The organism is Chthoniobacter sp. (assembly GCF_040003245.1).
GTDB lineage: Bacteria > Verrucomicrobiota > Verrucomicrobiia > Chthoniobacterales > Chthoniobacteraceae > Chthoniobacter.
Genome location: NZ_JBDUCX010000012.1, coordinates 15,661 through 36,754 on the forward strand (window position 1 = coordinate 15,661; position 21,094 = coordinate 36,754).

At 61.4% G+C, this 21,094-nt stretch carries 18 protein-coding genes; 10 read left to right on the top strand and 8 right to left on the bottom strand.

Annotation, left to right across the window (positions count from 1 at the left end; translation table 11 throughout):
• Both dnaJ and ABJF10_RS02845 read left to right on the top strand, forming a co-directional pair.
• Window positions 1-1,170: a molecular chaperone DnaJ gene (dnaJ, locus tag ABJF10_RS02840; protein ID WP_348543003.1), complete on the top strand. Its 1,170-nt coding sequence runs from the start codon at window positions 1-3 to the stop codon at window positions 1,168-1,170.
• Window positions 1,171-1,175: 5 nt separating this feature from the next.
• Window positions 1,176-1,919 (top strand): 16S rRNA (uracil(1498)-N(3))-methyltransferase, encoded by a 744-nt coding sequence (locus ABJF10_RS02845; RefSeq protein ID WP_348543004.1) that lies wholly within the window; start codon window positions 1,176-1,178, stop codon window positions 1,917-1,919.
• 36 nt (window positions 1,920-1,955) lie between these two features.
• Here ABJF10_RS02845 and ABJF10_RS02850 read toward each other — a convergent pair whose 3' ends face one another.
• The 4 genes from ABJF10_RS02850 to ABJF10_RS02865 all read right to left on the bottom strand — a co-directional run bounded on the left by ABJF10_RS02850 (window position 1,956) and on the right by ABJF10_RS02865 (window position 5,355).
• On the bottom strand, window positions 1,956-2,372 hold the full coding sequence (locus ABJF10_RS02850; protein WP_348543005.1) for a hypothetical protein: 417 nt from the start codon (window positions 2,370-2,372) through the stop codon (window positions 1,956-1,958).
• A gap of 44 nt (window positions 2,373-2,416) precedes the next feature.
• Window positions 2,417-4,042, bottom strand: a complete 1,626-nt coding sequence (locus ABJF10_RS02855; RefSeq protein ID WP_348543006.1) for a hypothetical protein — start codon at window positions 4,040-4,042, stop codon at window positions 2,417-2,419.
• 62 nt (window positions 4,043-4,104) lie between these two features.
• Window positions 4,105-4,605: a hypothetical protein gene (locus ABJF10_RS02860; RefSeq protein WP_348543007.1), complete on the bottom strand. Its 501-nt coding sequence runs from the start codon at window positions 4,603-4,605 to the stop codon at window positions 4,105-4,107.
• 24 nt (window positions 4,606-4,629) lie between these two features.
• Window positions 4,630-5,355, bottom strand: coding sequence for an SIMPL domain-containing protein (locus tag ABJF10_RS02865; protein ID WP_348543008.1), 726 nt, complete (start codon window positions 5,353-5,355; stop codon window positions 4,630-4,632).
• A gap of 583 nt (window positions 5,356-5,938) precedes the next feature.
• On the opposite strand from ABJF10_RS02865, the gene ABJF10_RS02870 reads away from it, so the two are divergent.
• The 3 genes from ABJF10_RS02870 to ABJF10_RS02880 all read left to right on the top strand — a co-directional run bounded on the left by ABJF10_RS02870 (window position 5,939) and on the right by ABJF10_RS02880 (window position 10,583).
• The gene (locus ABJF10_RS02870; RefSeq protein ID WP_348543009.1) at window positions 5,939-8,014 is read left to right on the top strand and encodes a hypothetical protein; all 2,076 of its coding nucleotides are present in this window, start codon (window positions 5,939-5,941) and stop codon (window positions 8,012-8,014) included.
• Window positions 8,015-8,126: 112 nt separating this feature from the next.
• Window positions 8,127-9,056, top strand: coding sequence for a PmoA family protein (locus tag ABJF10_RS02875; protein ID WP_348543010.1), 930 nt, complete (start codon window positions 8,127-8,129; stop codon window positions 9,054-9,056).
• Window positions 9,057-9,116: 60 nt separating this feature from the next.
• Window positions 9,117-10,583 carry a prenyltransferase/squalene oxidase repeat-containing protein gene (locus ABJF10_RS02880; protein WP_348543011.1) on the top strand — a complete coding sequence of 489 codons (1,467 nt, stop codon included), beginning with the start codon at window positions 9,117-9,119 and terminating at the stop codon, window positions 10,581-10,583.
• A 30-nt stretch (window positions 10,584-10,613) separates the two neighbouring features.
• On the opposite strand, the gene ABJF10_RS02885 is transcribed toward ABJF10_RS02880, so the two are convergent.
• Window positions 10,614-11,627: a prenyltransferase/squalene oxidase repeat-containing protein gene (locus ABJF10_RS02885; RefSeq protein ID WP_348543012.1), complete on the bottom strand. Its 1,014-nt coding sequence runs from the start codon at window positions 11,625-11,627 to the stop codon at window positions 10,614-10,616.
• A gap of 126 nt (window positions 11,628-11,753) precedes the next feature.
• On the opposite strand from ABJF10_RS02885, the gene ABJF10_RS02890 reads away from it, so the two are divergent.
• Both ABJF10_RS02890 and ABJF10_RS02895 read left to right on the top strand, forming a co-directional pair.
• A complete protein-coding gene (locus ABJF10_RS02890) occupies window positions 11,754-13,127 on the top strand; it encodes an ectonucleotide pyrophosphatase/phosphodiesterase (protein ID WP_348543013.1) in 1,374 nt (457 codons plus the stop codon).
• Between the two features lie 30 nt (window positions 13,128-13,157).
• The gene (locus ABJF10_RS02895; protein WP_348543014.1) at window positions 13,158-14,069 is read left to right on the top strand and encodes a metallophosphoesterase; all 912 of its coding nucleotides are present in this window, start codon (window positions 13,158-13,160) and stop codon (window positions 14,067-14,069) included.
• Here the strand turns inward: ABJF10_RS02895 and ABJF10_RS02900 are convergent.
• Entirely contained in the window at window positions 14,066-15,043 is a 978-nt protein-coding gene (locus tag ABJF10_RS02900) for a sugar phosphate isomerase/epimerase (protein WP_348543015.1), read from the bottom strand. The genes ABJF10_RS02895 and ABJF10_RS02900 overlap by 4 nt on opposite strands.
• Window positions 15,044-15,191: 148 nt before the next feature.
• Here ABJF10_RS02900 and ABJF10_RS02905 point away from each other — a divergent pair, with 148 nt between their 5' ends.
• Genes ABJF10_RS02905 through ABJF10_RS02915 form a run of 3 tightly spaced genes read left to right on the top strand, consistent with a single transcriptional unit; the run spans window position 15,192 to window position 18,980 of the window.
• Window positions 15,192-16,784, top strand: coding sequence for a sulfatase (locus ABJF10_RS02905; protein ID WP_348543016.1), 1,593 nt, complete (start codon window positions 15,192-15,194; stop codon window positions 16,782-16,784).
• Window positions 16,785-16,812: 28 nt separating this feature from the next.
• The gene (locus ABJF10_RS02910; protein WP_348543017.1) at window positions 16,813-18,207 is read left to right on the top strand and encodes a sulfatase; all 1,395 of its coding nucleotides are present in this window, start codon (window positions 16,813-16,815) and stop codon (window positions 18,205-18,207) included.
• Between the two features lie 59 nt (window positions 18,208-18,266).
• Complete coding sequence (locus tag ABJF10_RS02915; protein ID WP_348543018.1) at window positions 18,267-18,980, top strand: family 16 glycoside hydrolase; 714 nt, start codon at window positions 18,267-18,269, stop codon at window positions 18,978-18,980.
• A gap of 12 nt (window positions 18,981-18,992) precedes the next feature.
• Here ABJF10_RS02915 and ABJF10_RS02920 read toward each other — a convergent pair whose 3' ends face one another.
• Both ABJF10_RS02920 and ABJF10_RS02925 read right to left on the bottom strand, forming a co-directional pair.
• Window positions 18,993-19,460: a hypothetical protein gene (locus ABJF10_RS02920; protein WP_348543019.1), complete on the bottom strand. Its 468-nt coding sequence runs from the start codon at window positions 19,458-19,460 to the stop codon at window positions 18,993-18,995.
• A gap of 144 nt (window positions 19,461-19,604) precedes the next feature.
• A complete protein-coding gene (locus ABJF10_RS02925) occupies window positions 19,605-21,089 on the bottom strand; it encodes a DUF1501 domain-containing protein (protein ID WP_348543020.1) in 1,485 nt (494 codons plus the stop codon).
• Between the last annotated feature and the right edge of the window lie 5 nt (window positions 21,090-21,094).

Sequence of the window (21,094 nt, forward strand, 5' to 3'; positions counted from 1 at the left end):
ATGGCCACAAAACGCGACTATTACGAAGTCCTCGAGGTGACCCGCACGTCCACGGGCGACGAGATCAAGCGCTCGTACCGGAAACTGGCAGTCAAGTATCACCCGGACAAGAATCCCGGCGATCACACCGCGGAAGAAAAATTCAAGGAACTCGGTGAAGCCTACGATGTGCTCTCCGACGAGCAGAAAAAAGCCGCTTACGACCGCTACGGCCACCAGGCCTTTGCCCAGGGTGGCGGCGCGGCCCGCGGGGCGGCCGGTGGCTTTCACGATCCGTTCGATATCTTCCGCGAAGTCTTTGGCGCCAGCGGCGGTGGTGGTGGCGGCATCTTCGAGCAATTCTTTGGCGGGGCCGCCGCCGGTGGCGCCGGCCAGCGCCCCGACCGCGATGGCAAACAACGCGGCTCGGACTTGCGTTACGATATGCAAATCCGCCTCGAGGAGGCGGCCTTCGGTTGCGACAAGGAGATCGAGGTCTCCAAGCTCGAAACTTGCGACGTGTGCAACGGCTCCGGCGCGGAATCCGGCTCGCGCGCGGTGTCCTGCCGCGATTGCGGCGGCCGCGGCCAGGTCATTAGTTCGCGAGGCTTTTTCCAAGTGTCGCAGACGTGCCCGCGCTGCCGGGGCACCGGCCAGGTCATCGAGCGTCCCTGCCGCAAGTGCGGTGGTGAGGGCCGCATGGAGGCGGTCTCGCGCATCAAGCTCAAGATTCCCGCCGGCATCGAGGATTCCTCGCGCCTGCGTTCCATGCGCAATGGCGAAGCCGGCCTGCGGGGCGGTCCGCCCGGCGATCTCTATGTCGTCGTGCACATCAAGGAGCACGAAATTTTCGAGCGCGAAGACAGCAACCTGTTCTGTGACGTGCCGGTCAGCTTCAGCGTCGCCGCACTCGGTGGTGAGGTTTCCGTGCCTACCCTAGAGGGCCAGGCGCAATTGAAAGTCCCCGCCGGCACCCAGGGCGGTACCGCCTTCAAGCTCCGCGGCAAGGGTGTGCCGTCGCTCAATTCCCACTCCCGCGGCGATCTCGTCGTGCGCGTGGCTGTGGAAGTGCCCACCCGCCTCAACGCCGAGCAGCGCAAGAAACTCGAGGAATTCTCCGCGCTCATGGGCGAGGAAAACTCGCCGCTCCACAAGGGCTTCTTCGACAAGGCCAAGGAATTTTTCGGCTGATCGTCATGCCCCGCTTTTACCTCCCGCCCCACGCCTGGAATCTCGACAAGCTTGCCCTCGACGCGGGTGAAATGCATCACGCCCTCGACGTCCTCCGCATGAAAGTGGGCGACCGTGCGACGCTCTTCAACGGCCAGGGCGCCGAGGCCACCGTGGAATTTGCCAGTGTCGACAAGGGCAAGGTCACCTTGAAGAAAATCTCCGCGGCCAAGAGCAGCCCGCTCGCTTGCGAGATCACGCTTGGCCAGGCCATCCCCAAGGGGAAGAACATGGACCTCATCGTGGAAAAAGCCACCGAGCTCGGCGCCGCCGCCATCGTGCCCCTCCTTAGCGAGCGCACCGTCGTGCGCTGCGACGCCGGTGAAGGTCTCGCCAAGCGCGAAAAATGGCAACGCGTGGCCGTCGAGGCCGCCAAGCAATGCGGCCAAAACTGGCTGCCAACTGTCGCCAAGCCGCAGACCCCCAAGGAGTTTTTCCAGTCCGGCGAGAAGTTCGATCTCCTGCTCATCGCCTCGCTGCAACCCGACTCGCGCCACATCAAGCACGCCCTCGCCGAAGCCGGCCCGAAGAAGCCCGCCCGCGTCTTGATCCTCGTCGGCCCCGAAGGCGACTTCACCCCCGCCGAAGTCAACCTCGCCAAAAACGCCGGCTGCCGCCCAGTCACCCTCGGCCCCATCATCCTCCGCAGCGAAACCGCAGCCATCTACTGCCTGAGCGTCCTCTCGCACGAGCTCTTTAGCGCGGTGTAAGTTTAGTGGATGGAGAGGGGAAATGGCTGGGTTTTCTCAGAATCCGGGCTCCTTCTTGAAGGAAATGGTTTCCACTTCCACTGCCATCGTTTTGGGGTCGACGGACCGCACGATTCCCAGCACTCCATAGCGGTTCGAATTCTTGAATATTCCCTGCATGGGGTCATTCGACGCCTTGCCGTTCGGGTGCAGCAGCCTCACCGTCGCCGTGTGTTCATTGTCGATAAAGACCCTGACGATGAAAGCCTTTTTGGAATCCGTGCGTTCCCCGCTGACATAGATTTCCTCTCCGCGATACATATCCGTCACGGCGCTGCCGTCGACGAACGCCGAGGTGATCACGCTCCAATTGTAAGCCGCCCGGCCTTCCCGGGACACCACCTTGCCATGGGCTGTAGGATAGACGCCGCACAGTAGGCAGCACAACAGGAGAAAAAGGAAGGATCGTTTCATAAGTAGCTACCTCTCCTATTGATCAATCAAACCGGGTTGTGACGTTACTTCTCCGCCTCCGGCTTTTCTTCGGTGATGGTGACGTCCTTGGGCGGCGTGAAAAGGGCCGCGTCAAAAGGGAGATCCGTCTGGTAGTTGAGATAGCGGAGGGAAAAGTCCGGTTTGTCGTCCTTGAAAACAGCGAGGTGAAACGGCTGGTGGGTATCGGTCCGCAGGAAGAGCACGAGGCGATAGGTGCCGCCCTTCAACTCGGAAACTTCGCAAGCCTGGCCGTCGAGCGTTTGCGCGGGGAGCGCGGTCGCGTGATGGTCCGCAAAGAAGCGCGCTTCATTGCCAAACTCCAAAGTGGAAAAGAACGTGGGTCCCTTGGTCAGGATCTGGGCGTGGACGGCATAGGTCGGGCCGTGATCGAGGATATGCTCTCCCTCGTGCGCAACGAGATTGCAAAACCAGATGTCCGGTTCGTGGACAAGGATCAATTGCTGCAGCTTGCGCTCGGGATCGAGTTGTTCTTCCGAGCGCAGGTACGAGGTGCCGGCCCGGTAGAGAATCTTGGGCTTCGCGGCGAAGGAGTCCGGGGCGATCTGCGGCGAGATCTGGCGGGACTCGATGCGCGTCATTGGGGGATCGATTTCTTTCGCCGGCTCGAAGCGTTTCATGTCGATGAGCTCGAATTCGCTCATCCGGTCGAAGGTGGGAGAATACTTGTCCCAAAGCTCCTTGGTGGTGCCGGAGATGGAGATGACGGCGAGGTCCAGGTCCTTGCTGCCCCAGAAGAGCGAGTAGAGAATATGATAGGGGCCTTCCTCGGTTTCGAGGCACATGCGGGTGAAAAGCCCCTGGTCCTTTGCCTCGCAGCTCTTGATCACTTTGACCTGCTTCGTCTTGTTCGCGACAAATTGGAGGATGAATTCCTGGGGCGTCTTGCCGGTCCCTTTCTGGACCCCGGTGAATAATTGGATCCGCACACCCGTGGCGTAAGCATGATCGTCCGCGCTATCTTCGCGGGAGAGCGTCCACATATACACCGGCCCATGGTGGTTCTCGACGTAGAACCAATCCTTCGGACGGAAGATCCGGCCGCCGGTGGGCTCGAGCACTTGATTGACAAAGCCTGCCGGCGCGGGCACGGCGGTGGCGATTCCGGGTGCATCCGGCCAGGCGGCGGCGAGGAACCCATCAGGAACCTGCACCGGGGATTTCGCGCCCTTGACCGCCTCCGCCCATTCCTTCGGGATCGGTGGTCCGACATTCTTGTCCTTGAAGCCGTTCTTCCCGTCCCCACCGGCGATCCTCGCGGAAATCGCGAAGGCCAGGGGTCCGGCGAAGACTTCGAGTGGCGGCACCGCTTCCAGCTTCTGGCGCAGCGGTTCGAGTCCTTTGTCATCCTCACGCGTGGAGGACACGAACCAGAAGCGCGCCTGTTTCCCCGGCTTGACGGCGACGACGATATGCAGCGTCTCGGGCTCGGTGGCCGTGGCGAAGAAATCGGTGCAGACGGCTTCCAGTTTCTTAAAGTATTCCGCGAGGCTCTCCGTGCTCGTGAGCCGGGCGCGCAGCACTTCGTCCGGTTGGTAGAGAGAAAGGCGTTCGGTCTTGAATCCCGTGGCCGCCGCCGCCGTATGGAGCAGGAGATGGACGACGAGGAGGAGAACGACCAACAGTTTCATGGTGGCATTGCAGCACGGCGCGGCGACCGGGGCGAGCGCGGTGTGAGGTGGCGGGCGCGGTTTTATTGTCCCCAGATCTCCTTGAACAGGCTCCGCAGCACGGGATAGGCGCGGCTTTCGCGATTGAATCCCGCCGTGTCCGTTTTCCCGCCGTAGAGATAGACGTTCTGGCAACCGAAACAGATGCTGCCAAAGAACAGCTTCTGGTCGCCGCGGTAAAAGGTGATGCCATAGACCGGCTCATGGCAGGAGGCGCCGAAACCCACCCAGTCCTGGTCGCGCCAGAGCTGTGCGATCCGGGCCGCTTCCGCCCCGGTGAAACGTTTGGTGTCGACGATCTTCATCTTCGACGGATCCTCCGGTTCCTTGGCCTCCGGGCTGTCTTCGAACCGATGCAGTTCCACGGCATCCGCCTCGCGAAGATTGTAGGTATACGGACCGATATCGCGCCAATGTTGCGCCCGCCAGTTCTTAGGCAAGGGCTCGCTCTGGGTGGTCGCGGCGCCGCACAGCGCGAGGAGCAGGCAGAGCGAACGCCGGAGAAAATGGCTTGGTGTGGTCATGACTCTCCTTCCGCGAAATGTTCCTTATTCCAGTCGAAAAGCGACGCTGATGCTGGCGGTCACCGTGATGGAGCCGGGGGCAAAGGCGGGGATCGTGCCGTCGCCGGGCTCGGCGTCCGGCGCGACCTGCTGGATGTTGTTGAAGCCGTTTCCGGTGACCAAACCGATTCCATTGTCGGGAATCTCGGTGATCGAGTGCGGCCGGCCGATCTTGGCCCCGAGTTCCGCCGCCAGCGCGGTGGCTTTTTCCTTGGCGGCGCGGATGGCCAGGGCGCGGGCCTTGTCGCGGTAGACGCGCAGTTGCGAGGTGCGCAGGCTGATCTCCCGCACGCTCGTCGCTCCCGCGAGGACGACATTCGCCGTGGTATCGGGGACTTTCTTTACGTCGTGCAAGGTGCCGCTGATCGTTTGCCACACGCGATAAAAGCGCACCTGTTCTCCTTCCTGCCGGCCATCAGTGTAATTCGGCGCGATCTGCACTTGCGACGACTGGAGCTCGGTCTCGGCGACGCCCGCGGCCCGGAGCGCGCCGAGGATTTTCTGGGCGCGTTCGCCCTGGAGTTTGCGGGCCAGGACGAGGTCGGCATTGCGCACCTCGACCTCGAAGGAAAGATCGGCGAGATCGGGCACGACCCGCACCACGGCGCTGCCGCTGGTGTAGATCAGCGGCACGGCAGGCAGGACGGCTTCCTGGGCGAAGAGTAGCGGGGCGGTCAGAATGGCGGCGAGGGCGAGGAGGGGAGTTTTCATGGGGTGGAAGGGATATGCCCGACCCTAGGCGAATGCGCTGCGGGAGTTGTCAAAGAATTGTCAAAATGCGATCTCAATTTCCCCGCGCCCAATCGCAGGGAGATCGCGGGGGAATAGCACGGCCGTGCCGATTGTTATTGACAATGAAGCGAAGATGTGCTAATTTGTTTTCGCAGTAGAGTAAGGACGGCCCATCAGGTTTGGGCCAGCGGCGTGGGTGGAGGAAAAGGCAGTCGTTACCGCAATGACATATGATATCCGACATGATCTCCAAATGGCCTGCCACCGGGATTCCCGGTGGTCGAAGGGCACCGAATCCCAGTTGGGGCACTGGTCCGGCCCTTCAGAGAAAATTAAGCCGAATCAAGGTGAATCAAGCCTTTCAAAAATTTGCAGCGCAGCGGAACGGTCCATTGGGGGTCGACGGCCATTGCTTGCGATTCAGCCCAGTCCAGCCTGATCGTGTCTAATCGTGCCTGCAAATTTTTGCTCCTGTGCTGGCCGGAAGGGTCGTTCCCCGCCTGCCGCTCGCGCTTTTCTCTCGCCCGAAAGGCCAAAAGCGGGGTTTAAGCTGCGCGTGCGCATGAAGTTTTCCCTCCCACTTGCCGCCCTGTCCCTCTGTGCCATGCTCGCCCGTGGCGAGACACCGGCGGAGCTGGCGCTCAAGCCTTATGTGCCGCCGCCCGCGCCCGACGTGAAGGCCTGGCCGCGGGAGAGGCTCCTCGGTTTCATGCATGAGCTGGCGGATTTCGTGGAGAAGAACCACCTCGTCACCGACCCCGCGCACAAGACCTACGGCATGGTCTACGAATTCTGGAAGGACGGGAAAAAGATGCAGGAGTTCGGGCTCGATTCGATGCACGACGGCGCGTGGTTCATGTCGGCGCTGGTGGTGGCGCAGCGCGCGGACCCGAAGGGCGACTGGCTGGCGCGGGCGCAAAAGTACGAGATCCCGTTTTACACGAACCTGCTCAACCACAGCGACCAGCTCTTCCCAAAGATGCAGCCGACAGAGGAGGACAAGCATCCGTGGTCGGCGCCGCTGAAAGGCTGGGCGCCGCGTGGGTGGGACGATGGCACGGGTTTCCAGCGCAAGAATGGGCAGCCGATGCCCGATGGCTATTTCACGGGCTCGAATCATCTCGCGCAGGACCTCGCCGATGCGCTGCTCAATGTGTGGCTCTCCACGCGCGACCCGCAGGTGGCCGAGGCGGTGACGCACTTGCGCGACTATAAGCAGGAGTACTTCGGCCCGATCTCGGGCATCGACGTTGCGGCGGCCGTCTCGGCCGGGCAGGCGGATGCCTTTCTCAAGTACAAGGCGCCCGATCTCTCGCCGCGCGCCTGTTTGCTGAGCTACGCGGGATTGTTCGAAAAGAAGGCGGTGCAGTTGCCGGTGTATGACGATGGGCTGGCGTGGCTTTATCGGCAGGGCACCGCCGGTGCGCTGATCTCGGGTGAGTTCCCGCACGGCTTCGCGACATGTGCCATCGCGCGTTCCTATGGCGCGATCGTCGGGATGGAGACTTTTTTCGACGACCGGCCGTATCCGTATGGCGCCTGGTTTTTCGATCTGCAGCGCGCGCCGGCCACGCTAGACGGGAAAGGAAAGCTGGCCGATTACAGCTCCACGGCGAAGAACTTCTACGGCTCGCGTGGCGCGCAGATCGCGTGGATCGCCGCGGCGCTGCTGCCGGAACTCAAGGCGCAACCCGCGCTCTGGGACAATATGGCGAAACCCGGCGCGGGTGAGGCGATCGTGCGCCTGGTGGATGAACCGCCCACGACGGATGGCGTGAAGGACGCGGTGTATGCGAAGTCCGCGCCCTTGGGTGATGATGCCGCGCGGGTCACGCTGATCAGCGATCCGCGCAACCTGCACGTTTTCATCGAGACGACGCGTCCGCAATTGACCGTGACTTTTCAGGAAGAGACCGGCGAACGGCATGCCTCACGGATCGTGGAGAAAACCGGCGCGAAGATCGCGATCCGGGAATCCGACGCGCGCGACTTGAGCCGTCCCACCGCCAAGAAAAAGCCAACGCACAAAAAGGACGATGACGATGACAAAAAGGATACGCCGCCACCGGAGCCCGCCTTCACGCGGGGCGGCAAACTCACGGTGACGAAGGAAGGGCTGTGCACGCTGGTCAACGAAAAAGGCGAGGCGCTGCTCAACGTCGCGGCCTTCAAGCCGGACGCTTTCAAGCAGGGCAACGGCGACGGCTGGATCGCCGAGGTGCGCATTCCCTACACCTTTGTCCCCGCGCAGAACGCCTGGATCAACGGCGTGGATTTTGGTCGCTACCGGGTCGGGATCGACACTGCGCCGCAGCAGACCGTCTGCCTTCGCAGCGAGGCTGCGCGGGTGCAAAAGCGGCTGGAAAATGGCGTGCTCGGCACGATCGATTTTTGGAACAAGGTGTGGAAGGAGCGCGGCATCATCCCCAGCGGATGGCATACGCCATCGGTCTCTGCGGGGGGCTGGGAACTGAGCGATGCCGGCGGCTACGCGCACCTCATGCACGCGATGGCGTTCTGGCTCATCTATCAGGACGGCCATCGCGAATGGGAAATCATCCGCGAACAATTCCCCAAAACTCCCACGCCCGCCCCGCCGCTTCCCGAGAGCGTGCTCAAGGCGCAGGGGCTGAAATGAGATCCCAATGAAAACGGAAAGGCAGAACATCCAACACCCAACATCCAACGCCCAACATCCAATGGGGGATACGCTTTGCCGCGCGCTTGCGCCATTGGACGTTGGATGTTGGATGTTGGGTGTTGGATGTTCGATCGCCCTCTTCGCCTCCAACCTCCACGCCGAGCCCCAGCCCATCCCGCGCGTCCAGGCCATTCCCCAACCCCACGACGAAGTCTCCTTCCAGCGCGATGGCGTGGAGATCGCGCGCTACTGCGCGGGCCACGATGGCTTCCGCCCGTTTGTCTTCCCGGTCATCGGCCCGTCCGGCCGCTCGCTCACGCGGATCGGGCATCCGCACGATCCCGTCACCCACAGCCATCACAACTCCGTGTGGATGTCGCACCAGTTTGTGAATGGCGTGAATTTCTGGGGCGATGGCGTCGGGCACATCGTACATCAGAAACTCCTGCGCCTCGAGGACGGGCCGGATGCCGCCTCGATCGAGACGCTCAACGCCTGGCAGGACAAGGACGGGAAGACGCTCATGACCGAGCATCGCCGCACCGGCGTGCAAGTGCTGGAAAATGGCGAGTGGCTCCTGCTCATCGATTCGCAGCTCGAGGCTCCGCCCAATGCGCCGGTCACGCTCGGGCAGAGCGCCTTCGGCATGGTGGCTGTGCGCATGGCCAAGACCATCGGCGTGAACGACGGTGGCGGCACCATTCGCAATTCGGAAGGCGGCGTGGATGAAGCTGGCTGCTTCCGCAAACCCGCGCGCTGGGTCGATTACTCCGGGCCGATCACGCCGCAGGCCAGCGAGGGCATCACCCTCCTGGACCATCCCGGCAATCCCAGTCACCCCACGCCCTTCCATGTGCGCAACGATGGCTGGATGGGCGCGTCACTCACCTTCGCGGGCGAGATCGTCATCCCGCCCGGCCAGCCCTTGCGCCTGCGTTATGCGCTCTACGTGCACTCGGGTATTCCGCCGCTCGAAGCCCTGCAAAAGCGCTGGGACGACTTTTCTCGCACCACTTTTGTCGAATTCGGGCGAAAATGACACCTCCACAGAAGGAGTTGCCATTGACAGGGTAACGGTCTGAGGGCAATTATTATCTCCATGTATACCCCCGAGAAGAAGCAACCCTTGTTCGTTCGGATCCAGGAACGCCTCGCGGCTTCGCGCTTCCTGACTTTTTCGGCCCTCCTGCACGCCATCCTCATTTTCCTCGGCGGCGGCGTTGTCCTTTACAAACAAGCGACCGATACGCCTGACTTTGCGGCGTCGGGTGGCGATCTCGTGGCGAGTGATACGCAAGTCCAGGCTCCGCCGGAACAGCCGCCGGATTTGACGCAGCAGGAATTCACGCCGCAGACTCCGCAGCTGAATGCGCCGTCGCTGAGCGCGATCACCACGAACAATATCAGCACGCCGACCTTCCAGGTGGCGTCGGCTGCGCCCGTGATGAGCGCGCCGACCAATGACATGACCAAGGCCATTCAGAGCGCTTCCAAGGCGATCGGGAAAAGTGGGGCAGGTATCCCGGGAACGATGGCTTCACGCGTCGGTGGCACCGCCCGCGCAGCGGCCATGCAGATGAATGGCGGCAAAAAGGAGAGCGAAGAAGCGGTGATGAAAGGTCTGCGCTGGCTGGTGAAGATCCAGAATCCCGATGGCTCCTGGGGAAAAGGTGGGGGGCCAATCCAGGCGGCGTTTACCGGTTTCTCGATCCTCTCCTTCCTCGGTCACGGGGAAACTCCGGTCTCGGCCGAGTTCGGGCCGACGGTTCAGAAGGCGTTGGATTGGGTGAGGACGAATGGCGCGAAAAACGACGGGCGTCTCAGCATGGAGAAAGCTTTCAGTCAGGGCGGCGTCTACGCCCATGGAATCGTCACCTACGCCTTGGGTGAGTACTACACGATGACAAAGGACGAGCGGGTTGTGGATCTTTTGAAGAAGTCTGTCGGCTATATCATCGATGGGCAGGGACCGGACGGCGGCTGGATGTATTCCTACGACAAGACCGAGAGCGATACTTCGGTGAGCGGCTGGCAAATTCAGGCGCTCAAGGCCGCGCACCTGAGCGGCTTGGACATCGCCGGCGTGGATGCCTCGCTGGACAAGGCCATGCTCAATTTGCAGCGCGTGCGCGGTAAAAACGGTGGCTTCGGTTACCGTAATGCCGCCTCGGAAAAATACAGCCTCACCGGCGTCGGTGTGTTGTGCACCTACTTCTGGAAACAGGAGAAGGACAAGAGCGTCCGTGAGGGCATCGAATACATCATGGACCACACGAAAAAGGATTTCCCGGTCGAGTACAAGGGTGACAAGGCCGATCTCTACGCGTGGTATTACAATACGCAGGCTTGCCTCATGGTGGGCGGTGCGGCGTGGAATACCTGGAACCGCCTTTTCCAAGGTGAACTCGTCAAGAATCAAGCTCCCGACGGTAGCTGGCCGCCGATGGCGGGGCAGGCCGTCGGTGAATTTCAGCGCAATGTGGAGGGCAACGGGCCGCTTTACCGGACGAACTTCTGCATCTTGATGCTCGAAGTGTACTACCGGTACATGCCGACGACCAAGTAGCCGGCGAAGGTTACCCTTGCCAGGCGGCGGTTACTGCGCCGCAGCGCTTTGCGGCTCTTTGATCGGGAAGCCTTGCTCCAGACCGATGGTCGCCCAGGCGCTTCCCCAGAACGTGTAGATGCCGGTGGCGTCCTTGAACGACTTGGCTTTTGCCGGCCCGCTCCGGTCGAGCCGGCTGATGCGCGTGATGTCGATGGACCAACCACCGTCTTCGCGCTGATGGCTGACCAGCCAGCCCTGCGCGCGGGCGATGGCTTCCACGGAAGAGACCTCGGGTGACTGCTGCAGAAGGTAGAGCGCCTGGCCGGTGGCGAGAGAGTCGCTTTGTTCCTCGCCAATCATCCAGCCCCAGCCGCCATCGGGGTGCTGAAGTTTCAGGACTTCCTCGCGGGCGTTGGTGACTTCATCCGGCGGGCCGAAACGCCGGGCATAAAGAGCGCGGAAAATGAGCGTCTCCAAGGACTTTGGCGGATCACGTTTCGCGAGTGCTGCTGCGGCCTTGGTGCGTGCCCCATCGGCTAGGGACTGCTCCGCCGGCTGCGAGCCGAGAGCGAGTAGGAAAAGTCGCAGCGAGTTCCCTGTCGCCTCGGGAGCTTCCCGCCGCTGCATGGTGGCAAACTGCCCGCCAAGTTTCCACGAACCATCGGGGAGCTGGCTGTCGACGACGAGCTTGGTGAACTCCGGCGGCGCTTGCTCGCCCATCGCGAGCTTCATGAGAGCGATGACCTCGTCGGCCGATTTGCCTTTCTTCGCCCGCGAAACCGACCAGTCCAGAAACTCATCAAACTTGGCCTGATCAATGGCAAAACCGCGCCGCTGCGCTTCCCGATGGCTCCAGATCAATCCCGGCATGTGGTGGCAGGCGTTGCAATCCCGCTCGTTCATCCACGCGTCGGTTTCTTTGTCGAGGAAGGCGAGACTCTTGGTGACGCTGGCGCGGAGTTGCGCTTCGTGCGGCTTGACCAGTTCGTCACCGCGCGCGGCCAGCGCGCCGATGGCGAGCAGGAAAGTCAGGAGTCGTACCACTGGGGGATGCGCATTCATGCACGGGATACCGTGATCGCTTTCACAATCTGACCTGATGCCTAATGCAACAAGCCTATTTACCGTTCCAACCCTAATGGCGAAGGCTTTATTAGGGTTGTCCCATTACCCCTGAAACTCCTCCTGATGAAAAGACTCCTCTCCCTCCTCGTCGTGTCCCTCGCCGTGCTGACACCGTCCTTCGCGCTCGATCCCGCGTCCGAGCGCATCGTCGTGCTGATCAGCGTCGATGGCCTCGCGCATTACTACTTCGACGATCCCAAGGCGGAGATGCCCACGATCCGCCAACTGGCCGCGGAAGGAGCGCGGGCGGAAAAGATGAAGGTTTCGATGCCGACGGTGACGTGGCCGAACCACACGACCCTCGTGACTGGCGTGAACCCGGGCAAACACGGGGTGATCGGCAATAGCTATTTCGACCGCGCCAAGGGCGCCGTGGTCTCGCTGCTTCCAGATCCGATTTTCAATAAGGACGAGATCGTGAAGACACCTACCATCTACGACGTCGCCAAGGCGGCCGGCTTGAAGACCGCGGCGATCATTTGGCCTGCGAGCCGCGGCGCGCAGACGCTCGACTGGACGGTACCCGACGTGGCGACCGACGAGCTGTTTCAAAAATACGGCACGCCGTCCTTGCTCACCGAGTTCAAGGCTGCCGGCATTCCCTACGAAAAGCAGGGTGAATGGTGGAAGACGGGGAAAGGGCAGGACCGGGACCGCATGTATGCGCAGATGCTCGACTTCGTGGTGCGCACGCACCGCCCGAATGTCGCGCTGTTGCACCTCGTGGAGGTGGACCATGTGGAGCACGCGCACGGTCCGCAATCACCGGAGGCGTACGCGGCGGTGAAATTCGCGGACGAACGCGTGCGTGAAGTGTGGGAGGAGTTGAAGAAGAGTTTCCCCGGAAAGGCGACGCTCATCGTGGCCTCCGATCACGGTTTCTTCCCCTACCAGCAGCAGATTCAGCCCAACGTGTTGCTGCGCAAGGAAGGCCTGCTGACGGCGGAAGGGACGAAGATTACCGGCGGCCAGGTGCGTGCGGTCAACCAGGGCGGCGCGACTTTCCTCTATGTGCTCGACCAGGCGAATCGCGAAGCGCTCATCGCCCGCCTGACGGGGATGTTCAAGGAGGTCGAGGGCGTCGATCTCGTGATCACCCCGAAGGACTATGCAAAATATGGCATGGCCGATCCGTTGAAGAACCCACAGATGGCCGACGTGGTGCTCTCGGCGAAGAAAGGGTATTCGTTTTCCGACTCCCTCGCCGGCGATCTATTGGTCACGCCGAAGACGGACGATGTGAAAGGGACGCACGGCTACGATCGGAACCAGGCAGGATTGCATGGGACGTTTGTCGCGTGGGGTGCGGGCATCAAGACCGGCTCCCAGCTCGGGACGATCAACAATACCGACGTGGCGCCGACCATGGCTGCGTTGCTCGGCTTGAAAATGCCGGATAGCGACGGACAGGTGCTCGAAAGCATTTTGACGAAATGAGAATGTAGGGTTCAGTCCAAACACCGCCCCATGCCCTTTCATCTTCCTCCTGTTTCCCGCCGCGAGTTCCTGCGTCGTTCGCTGGTCGCAGGTGCCGGTTTGCTCACGATCCCGGCATTGCGCGCGGCGGATTTGAAAGCCGATCCCAATCGGTGGGCGCTTTTCTCCGATACCCACGTGGCGGCGGATGCCTCCATGATCAGATTCGATGTGAACATGGCCGATCATTTGCGCGCGGTGGTGGACGGAGTGCGCGCTCTTTCCTCGTCGCCCGCTGGAGTGCTGGTGAATGGCGACTGCGCGTTTAACCACGGGTTGGCGGAGGATTACGCGACGTTCACCGGTCTTCTGAAGCCGCTCTCCGAGGCGGGCCTGCCGCTTCATATGACCCTCGGCAATCACGATGATCGGGAGGTATTCTGGGGAGCCATCAAGGACGCGCGTCCCGCGGCTCCACCGCTGGCCAGCAAGCAGGTCTCGATCGTGGAAGCCGGCCACGCCAATTGGTTCATGCTCGATTCGCTGGATGTGACCAACAAAACACCGGGAGTCCTGGGCGACGAGCAGCGCACCTGGCTTTCCAAGGCGCTCGATGCACGCGCAGACAAACCGGCCCTGGTCATGGTGCATCACGACCCGGTATTCATCGAAGGGAAAAAGACCGGGCTGCTCGATACGGCGGAGTTGATGGAAATTCTGCAGCCCCGCCGCCACGTGAAGGCGTTGATCTTCGGTCATACCCACACGTGGCGGCTCACTGAGCAGGACGGCCTGCTCCTCGTGAATCTGCCGGCGATCGGGTATCCCTTCAACAAGGCGGAAGTCACTGGTTGGGTGGATTGCAACCTCCGTCCGGACGGTATGTCGCTGGAAGTGCACGCGCACGACACGGCACATCCGGCGCATGGAAAGGTGAGCCGGTTGAACTGGCGCGCGGCTTAACGCTTGCGGGTGAGACCGGCCTTCTCGAGACCCGCCATCAAGCCGGCGTACGATTTGCGGGCCGCTTCCTTGGGATCATACTCCGGCTGTTTGAAGAGCATGGCGCTGACCTCGACGACGACATCGCCGCGGTAGCCGAATGACTGTAGCTTCTTGAAGTATGCGCCGTAGTCGATGGTGCCTTCGCCGGGTAGCTGGAACTTCACTTTCTCCGGTGTGCCGCTGGCGTCTTTCACGTGGATGAAGCTCGTGTGCGGCAGGATCGCGGCGAGGGTTTCATCGAGTGTCAGGTTCTGCACTTGGAAATGGCTGTAGTCGTAGGCGAGTTGGAGGGAGGGGTGATTGACCGCGTGCCACAGCCACAGCAGGCGCTCCGGGGTTTGGACGGCGTTCATCACGTGCGCCTTGATTGCCAGGATGATCTTCGCCTCCTCCGCGGTTTTGGCCCAGGCGCGCAGGTTTTCGACCATGCGATCCTTTACTTGGTCCCACTCGGCGGGTTTACCGCCGAGCACGGTCTCGAGCGGTGGCAGAGAGTCCGGGGCGAGATCGTGCGCGAGTTGTCCGGCTGCCTTGATCCGCTCGAGGATCTTCGCCTGCTGGGTGTCGTCCGCGATTGCGCTGAAGTTTTCCATCAAGCCGGAGACGCGCAGTTTGAGCGAAGCGAGGGATTCGCGAAGCTTTGTGCGCTCGGCTGCTCCGAATTGCGCCGGCGTGGTCGGATAACCATCGAGGAGACACAACTCGACCCCGTCATAGCCGATCTCGGCGCACGTCTTGAGTGCGTCGTCGAGCGTCAGCGATTTCATGCCGTATAAAGTGTAGCCGAGGCCGAAGGTGGCGACGGCCTTGCCTTGTGCGCGCAGCGGCGAGCCGAGCGCAGTGAGGCCCAGCGCGGCGGCAGTCCGGCCGAGGAACGTGCGGCGGGAGAGCGAACTCGTGAGGGAAGGGGAACTTTCGGATGTCTGGGCCATGGCGACAGCTAGCATGCGGACGCGTGCAGGGGAAGAAGCCGGCGCGGAAAAGTGCAGGCAGATGGAAATTAGTGTGCGCCATTTCTCGAACTCTGCGGTTCAACCCCCCTAAGCTGACTGCTACATCGTCGTTGTCCTACCATCCCCCATGAAACGTTTGCTCCTCGTTGGTTTCGCCTTGTTCTTTGCCGGCCACGCGTTTGCCGCCGCCGAGCGCTGGAATATCCTGTTCATCTTTGCCGACGATTGGGGGCGCTATGCGAGCTGCTATAAGGGACTCGATGGCCGCCCGACGCTGAACGACGTGGTCAAGACGCCGAATATTGATCGGATGGCCCACGAAGGCGTCCTCTTCAAGAACGCGTTCGTCAATGCGCCCAGTTGCACGCCGTGCCGCAGTTCGTTGCTTTCCGGGAGATACTTTTTCAACTGCGGCCGTGGGGCGATCCTCAATGGTGCCGTCTGGGACAGTGCGATCCCGTCATTCCCGCTGCTGCTGCGCGATTCCGGCTATCAGATTGGGAAGAGCTACAAGGTGTGGAGCCCTGGGAAGCCGGCGGATGCGCCGATCGGCGGACAGCAGTACGCCTACGAAAAATCCGGCCGCCTGCCGAATAAGTTTTCCAGCAACGTGACCAAGATGGTGGCCGACGGGGCAACGGTGGACGCCGCGCGGGAGAAGATTCTCGACCAGGTGCGCGGCAACTTTAAGGCGTTTCTCGCCGACCAAAAGCAGGGTCAGCCGTGGCTGTATTTCTTTGGCCCGACGAACACGCATCGCCCATGGGTGAAGGGCTCGGGCAAGCAACTCTGGGGCATCGATCCGGAGGCGGTGAAAGGCAAGATGCCGAAGCTTCTCCCGGATGTGCCGGAAGTGCGGCAGGACGTGGCCGACAATCTGGGCGAGGCGCAGGCCGTGGATGCCTACGTGGGCGTGCTAGTGAAAATGGTCGAAGAGGCCGGTGCACTGGATCACACGCTCATCGTGATCAGCGGTGATCACGGGATGGGCGGCATGCCGGGGGCCAAGTGCAATCTCTACGATTTCGGGCTCGGCGTGGCGTTGGTCGCACGGGTGCCGGGCGGCAAGGGTGGGCGGGTGGTGGACGATTTCGTGCGCCTGCCGGATCTCGCGCCGACCTTCATGGAAGTGGGTGGAGTGACGCCGCCCGCGGACCTGTATGGGCGCAGCTTGAAACCGTTGTTGCAGTCGGACAAGAGCGGGCAGATCGATCCCGAGCGCACGTGGGTGCTGAGCGGCCGCGAGCGACACGTGGCCACCGCGAGGGAGGATAATCTGCCATATCCGATGCGTTGTCTGCGCACGCTGGAGTATCTCTACATCCGCAATTTCGCGCCAGACCGCTGGCCCATGGGCGCGCCGTATTCCGCGGGCGCGGGCGGCTTTCCGCCGGTGGAGGAATTGGAGACGAACACGCACGCGGCGTATCCCGACATGGATGCGAGCCCGACGAAGGCCTGGCTGATCATGCATCGCGACGACCCGCAGTGGAAATGGCACTTCGACCACGCCTTTGGCAAACGGCCGGCGGAGGAATTGTACGACCTGCGCAAGGATCCGGATCAAACGCAGAACGTCGCCGCCGACCCAGCTTATACCGCCACGAAGGAAAAGCTGGCGGCGGACCTGATGAAAAAGCTCAAGGACGCCGCTGACCCGCGTGTAACCGGCGACGGTCTGACCTTCGAACGCCCACCCTTTACCGACGCGGGGGACTGATTTCGTTATGCATCTATCTTCTTTTTTCATGAGAGCGATTGGGCTCATTAGCATTGCGGCGCTGACGGCTACTGGCAGCGCGGCGGATGCGGTGCCGGGCAAGCCAAACATCATATTCATCCTCGTCGATGACCTTGGGGCGACGGATCTCACCTGTTTCGGCAGCCCATATTATCAGACCCCAAATATCGATAGGCTGGCGCACGATGGGATGAAATTCACCCATGCCTATTCGGCGTGCACCGTCTGCTCTCCCACACGCGCCTCGATCATCTCGGGCCGCTACCCGGCGGAACTGCATCTTACTGACTGGATCGCCGGCCATAACCGGCCAAAGGCGAAGCTGCGCATCCCGGATTGGTCGAAGCAATTGACGCACGATGTACGGACGCTGCCGCAGGCGATGCACGCGGCGGGATATACAACCGCGGCGATTGGCAAGTGGCATCTCGGCGAAGACGGACCGGAGAAATATGGATTCGACGTGGCCATTGCGGATAACGGCAAGGGTCAGCCAGGCACCTATTTCTCGCCCTACAAGAATCCTAATCTTGCCGATGGCCCGCCGGGCGAATTCCTGACCGACCGGTTGACTGTCGAAGCCGAGAAATTCATCGAGCAAAACAAGGACCATCCCTTCTTCCTCTACTTCGCGCATTACGCTGTGCACACGCCGCTGATGGGGAAGCCGGAAGTGATTGCGAAATACAAGGATCGTGCGTCGGCGAATGATCCGCAGCACAACGCCACTTACGCCGCGCTGGTGGAAAGCGTGGATGACAGCGTGGGGCATTTGCGCGCGAAGCTCGATGAGTTCAAGCTTTCCGACCGGACGATCGTGATCTTCACCTCGGACAACGGCGGGCTGATCCTCAACCAGGTGACATCGAATCTCGGGCTGCGCGCGGGCAAAGGTTCGGCTTATGAAGGCGGGGTGCGGGTACCGGCGATTGCGCTCGTGCCGGGAGTCACCCAGGCCGGAACCGTCAATGCCACGCCGTTGATCTCGCTGGATTGGACGGCAACCATGCTGGATCTGGCCGGCGCAAAGCCACTCGACCAGCAGCGGGGAGTGAGTCTCGCGCCGGTGCTGCGGGGCGGTGCGATTCCGCCGCGACCGCTCTTCTGGCATTATCCGCACTATCATCCCGGTGGTGCGACGCCATACAGCGCGGTGCTGGAGGACAACTGGCGCCTCGTCGAATTCTTCGAAGACAATCACGTGGAGCTGTTTCACTTGAGCGACGATCCGGAGGAGAAGCTCGATCTCGCCACGAGCCAGCCCGCCAAGGCGGCGGAAATGAAAGCTACGCTGCATGCCTGGCGGGAAGCAATGGGCGCGCAAATGCCGACGCCGAATCCGGACTACGATCCCGCACATCCGAATGAGGTGGCGAAGAAGAAAGCGCCGGCGGAACAGTAGGAAACAGATCTGCAACTTTTCGGAGTGGTCAGCGTTTCATCGCAACTCATAACAAACCTATGTTGCCCTCCTCCTTCTCCCGTCGTTTCTGTTTGCATCTTTGCGTCGCGCTGGCCGCTGGTTCCTTCGGCATCTCCGCTTGGGCGGCCGATGCTTCTGCCGAGCCGAAGACCCTGCTCGCGGAGCGGGGTAAATTGCTCTTGAGCGATGATCTCAATGCGGCGCCGGCCAAGGAATGGCACGTGGCGAAAGGGAAGTGGGAGGTGGTGGACGGAGCGTGGCATGCGGAGGAAGTGCCGGCGGACAACCATCCCGGCGTGGTTCGCCGCCAGTTCAAATTTCAGGACGTCGTCTTCCAGTATTCCTTCAAACTCGACGGTGCGAAAACGACGACCTTCAGTATCAACGATGCGAAGGGGCATCTCTGCCGGGTGCTGATCCGCCCGAATGGCTTCACCGTGCAGAAAGACGATCATGACCACGATGGGCCGGACAAGGCGGTGGTGTTTCAGAATATTACGACGCCGGTCAGCGCGGGTGAGTGGCACACGCTGGTGATCGAACTTCTCGGCAAGGAGATGCTGGCCAGTCTGGATGGAGACAAAGTCGGTTTCGGTGCGCACGAAGTGATCGCGCAAGAGAAAGACAACTTTGGCTTCACGATTTCAGGTCAGACCGCGTCTTTCAAAAACCTCCGCGTGTGGGAAGCGACGCCGAATAAGAACTGGGAAGAGACGAAGGCGAAGCTCGTCTCAGCGACAGCAGCCAAATAGTCGATCCCGCGATCAGTTTGCGCTGAAACTCGCCGAACCGGACGAGGGCGGCGAGTCTCTGTCCGCGGAGAGATCCAGGAAGAGTTTGGCGGGAGGGCCAGGAGGCATCGGTTTGGAGAACAGAACGGCCAATTCCATTTTAAGTTCCTGCAATTCCGTTCGATAGGCTTGCGCCTCTGCGTGTAAAGCGCCGCCTTGTGCGAGCCAGTCTTCGATGGATTTGATGCGCAGCTCGATTTTTTGCTTCTGCAAGATAATTACTTTGCGAGCCACCAGAGAGTCGCTTTCGGCAAGCAGCTTGTTGAGGTGGTGATAGTAGTAATACGCGCCGTCCAGACTTTCTTCGTCGCGCTTCTGGCCAAAGCGATCCTCCCACGCACTGGCCAGACGCCGGGTAAGGTCGACATCCTGATTGTTGACGTCCCATTCCGCCGTTAGCGAAGCGAGCAGGCGGTCGATCATTTCGTCGCTTAACGGCATGGGGTCATTATAGCCGGATCGCCCGCCAAAGTCGAGAATACACCGGGCGCATACGGCCGGTGGGTCTTGATTTGGAACCACTAAAGCAAACAACCTCGCCGCGGAGATTCCAAGGCGAGGTTGCTATGATCTGAGTATAGCCTCTTAGGCGAAGAACGCGGTGTTCGGCTTCGCTTTGACCAGCTCGCGCGGTTGGTTGAGATGGTTGTAGACGATGGTGTCGGAGTCGATGCCGAAGGCGTGGTAGATGGTGGCCAGCAGTTCGGTGGGATGCACGGGGTCGGACTTCGGACTGGAGCCGGTGGCGTCGGATTCGCCGTGGACGTAGCCACGCTTGACGCCGGCACCAGCGAGGCACGCGGTGTAGCAGTAGGGCCAGTGGTCGCGGCCATCGGCGCTATTGACGTTGCCGCTGGTGCTGAGGCCTTTCTCCGGGCTGCGCCCGAATTCGCCGAGGGTGACGATGAGCGTTTCGTCGAGCAGACCGCGCTGATCGAGGTCCTCGATGAAGGCGCTGAAGGCCTGGTCGAACATCGGTCCGGCCTGGTTCTTCAAGCGGCTGCTCAGGCCAACGTGCATGTCCCACGAATGGTTGTCGGAATTGGCGACCTTGGGCCAGATGACTTCGACGACACGGGTGCCGGCTTCCACGAGACGGCGGGCGAGGAGCAGCGACTGGCCGAAGGTGTTCAGGCCATAGCTGGCGCGGGTCTTCTCGTCTTCACGATCGATGGCGAAAGCGTCGCGTGCCTTGCCACTGGTGATGAGGTCGAGCGCTTTGCCGTAGTATTCATCGAGGTGATAATTCTCCACGGCCTTGTCGATGTCGGGCATGGTGTCCTCGATCGATTGGCGCAGGGAGGCCCGGCGTTTCAGGCGCTGGGCGTAGACGTCGGGCCGCAGGTTCAGGTCGTCGACCTTGATGCGGTTCATCTTCGTCATATCGAGATCGTCGCCATCGGGGAAAAGCGTGTAAGGATCGTAGTTCTTGCCGAGGAAGCCGGCATTGCCACCTTTGCCGACGACGTTCGATTCCTGCAACGGCCGGGGCAGCACCACGAAGGGCAGCATCGGCACCTCCGGCGGTTTGAGGCGGATGATATTGGAGCCGAAATTCGGATAATCTTTCGGGCTGGGTGGCTCGAGCTGGCCAGAGGGCGAGACCTTGTCCGTCGTGTAGCCGGTCATGATCTGATAGATCGCGGCGGTGTGATTGAAGAGCCCGTTGGGCGTGTAGCTCATCGAGCGGATCATCGTGAACTTGTCGTTGATCTTCGCGAGCTTGGGCAGGATCTCGGTGAAATTGATGCCGGGAATCTGCGTCTTGATATTGGTGAAGGGGCTGCGGATTTTATCCGGCACGTTTTCCTTCGGGTCCCACATGTCGAGATGGCTCGGTCCACCTTGCAGGTAGACCATGACGACGCTCTTGGCCTTGCCCCAGCCGGGGCCGCCCTTGCCGACCGCGTCGGTGAGAGGCGCCGCTGCTGCCCGGGCCTTCAAGCTCAGCAGGGAGCCGAGCGTGCAGCCGAGAATGGCGGAGCCGCCGATACGGATGAGATCGCGGCGGGTGACGCCGAGATGAGTGTCGCAGAGATCGCGACCGGGTTGTCCAGGGATACGCAGCATAGTTT

Excerpts from the sequence above, each read along its gene's own strand:
- dnaJ (WP_348543003.1), top strand. The coding sequence starts at position 1 with ATGGCCACAAAACGCGACTATTACGAAGTCCTCGAGGTGACCCGCACG.
- ABJF10_RS02845 (WP_348543004.1), top strand. The coding sequence starts at position 1,176 with ATGCCCCGCTTTTACCTCCCGCCCCACGCCTGGAATCTCGACAAGCTT.
- ABJF10_RS02850 (WP_348543005.1), bottom strand. The coding sequence starts at position 2,372 with ATGAAACGATCCTTCCTTTTTCTCCTGTTGTGCTGCCTACTGTGCGGC.
- ABJF10_RS02855 (WP_348543006.1), bottom strand. The coding sequence starts at position 4,042 with ATGAAACTGTTGGTCGTTCTCCTCCTCGTCGTCCATCTCCTGCTCCAT.
- ABJF10_RS02860 (WP_348543007.1), bottom strand. The coding sequence starts at position 4,605 with ATGACCACACCAAGCCATTTTCTCCGGCGTTCGCTCTGCCTGCTCCTC.
- ABJF10_RS02865 (WP_348543008.1), bottom strand. The coding sequence starts at position 5,355 with ATGAAAACTCCCCTCCTCGCCCTCGCCGCCATTCTGACCGCCCCGCTA.
- ABJF10_RS02870 (WP_348543009.1), top strand. The coding sequence starts at position 5,939 with ATGAAGTTTTCCCTCCCACTTGCCGCCCTGTCCCTCTGTGCCATGCTC.
- ABJF10_RS02875 (WP_348543010.1), top strand. The coding sequence starts at position 8,127 with ATGTTGGGTGTTGGATGTTCGATCGCCCTCTTCGCCTCCAACCTCCAC.
- ABJF10_RS02880 (WP_348543011.1), top strand. The coding sequence starts at position 9,117 with ATGTATACCCCCGAGAAGAAGCAACCCTTGTTCGTTCGGATCCAGGAA.
- ABJF10_RS02885 (WP_348543012.1), bottom strand. The coding sequence starts at position 11,627 with ATGAATGCGCATCCCCCAGTGGTACGACTCCTGACTTTCCTGCTCGCC.
- ABJF10_RS02890 (WP_348543013.1), top strand. The coding sequence starts at position 11,754 with ATGAAAAGACTCCTCTCCCTCCTCGTCGTGTCCCTCGCCGTGCTGACA.
- ABJF10_RS02895 (WP_348543014.1), top strand. The coding sequence starts at position 13,158 with ATGCCCTTTCATCTTCCTCCTGTTTCCCGCCGCGAGTTCCTGCGTCGT.
- ABJF10_RS02900 (WP_348543015.1), bottom strand. The coding sequence starts at position 15,043 with ATGGCCCAGACATCCGAAAGTTCCCCTTCCCTCACGAGTTCGCTCTCC.
- ABJF10_RS02905 (WP_348543016.1), top strand. The coding sequence starts at position 15,192 with ATGAAACGTTTGCTCCTCGTTGGTTTCGCCTTGTTCTTTGCCGGCCAC.
- ABJF10_RS02910 (WP_348543017.1), top strand. The coding sequence starts at position 16,813 with ATGAGAGCGATTGGGCTCATTAGCATTGCGGCGCTGACGGCTACTGGC.
- ABJF10_RS02915 (WP_348543018.1), top strand. The coding sequence starts at position 18,267 with ATGTTGCCCTCCTCCTTCTCCCGTCGTTTCTGTTTGCATCTTTGCGTC.
- ABJF10_RS02920 (WP_348543019.1), bottom strand. The coding sequence starts at position 19,460 with ATGCCGTTAAGCGACGAAATGATCGACCGCCTGCTCGCTTCGCTAACG.
- ABJF10_RS02925 (WP_348543020.1), bottom strand. The coding sequence starts at position 21,089 with ATGCTGCGTATCCCTGGACAACCCGGTCGCGATCTCTGCGACACTCAT.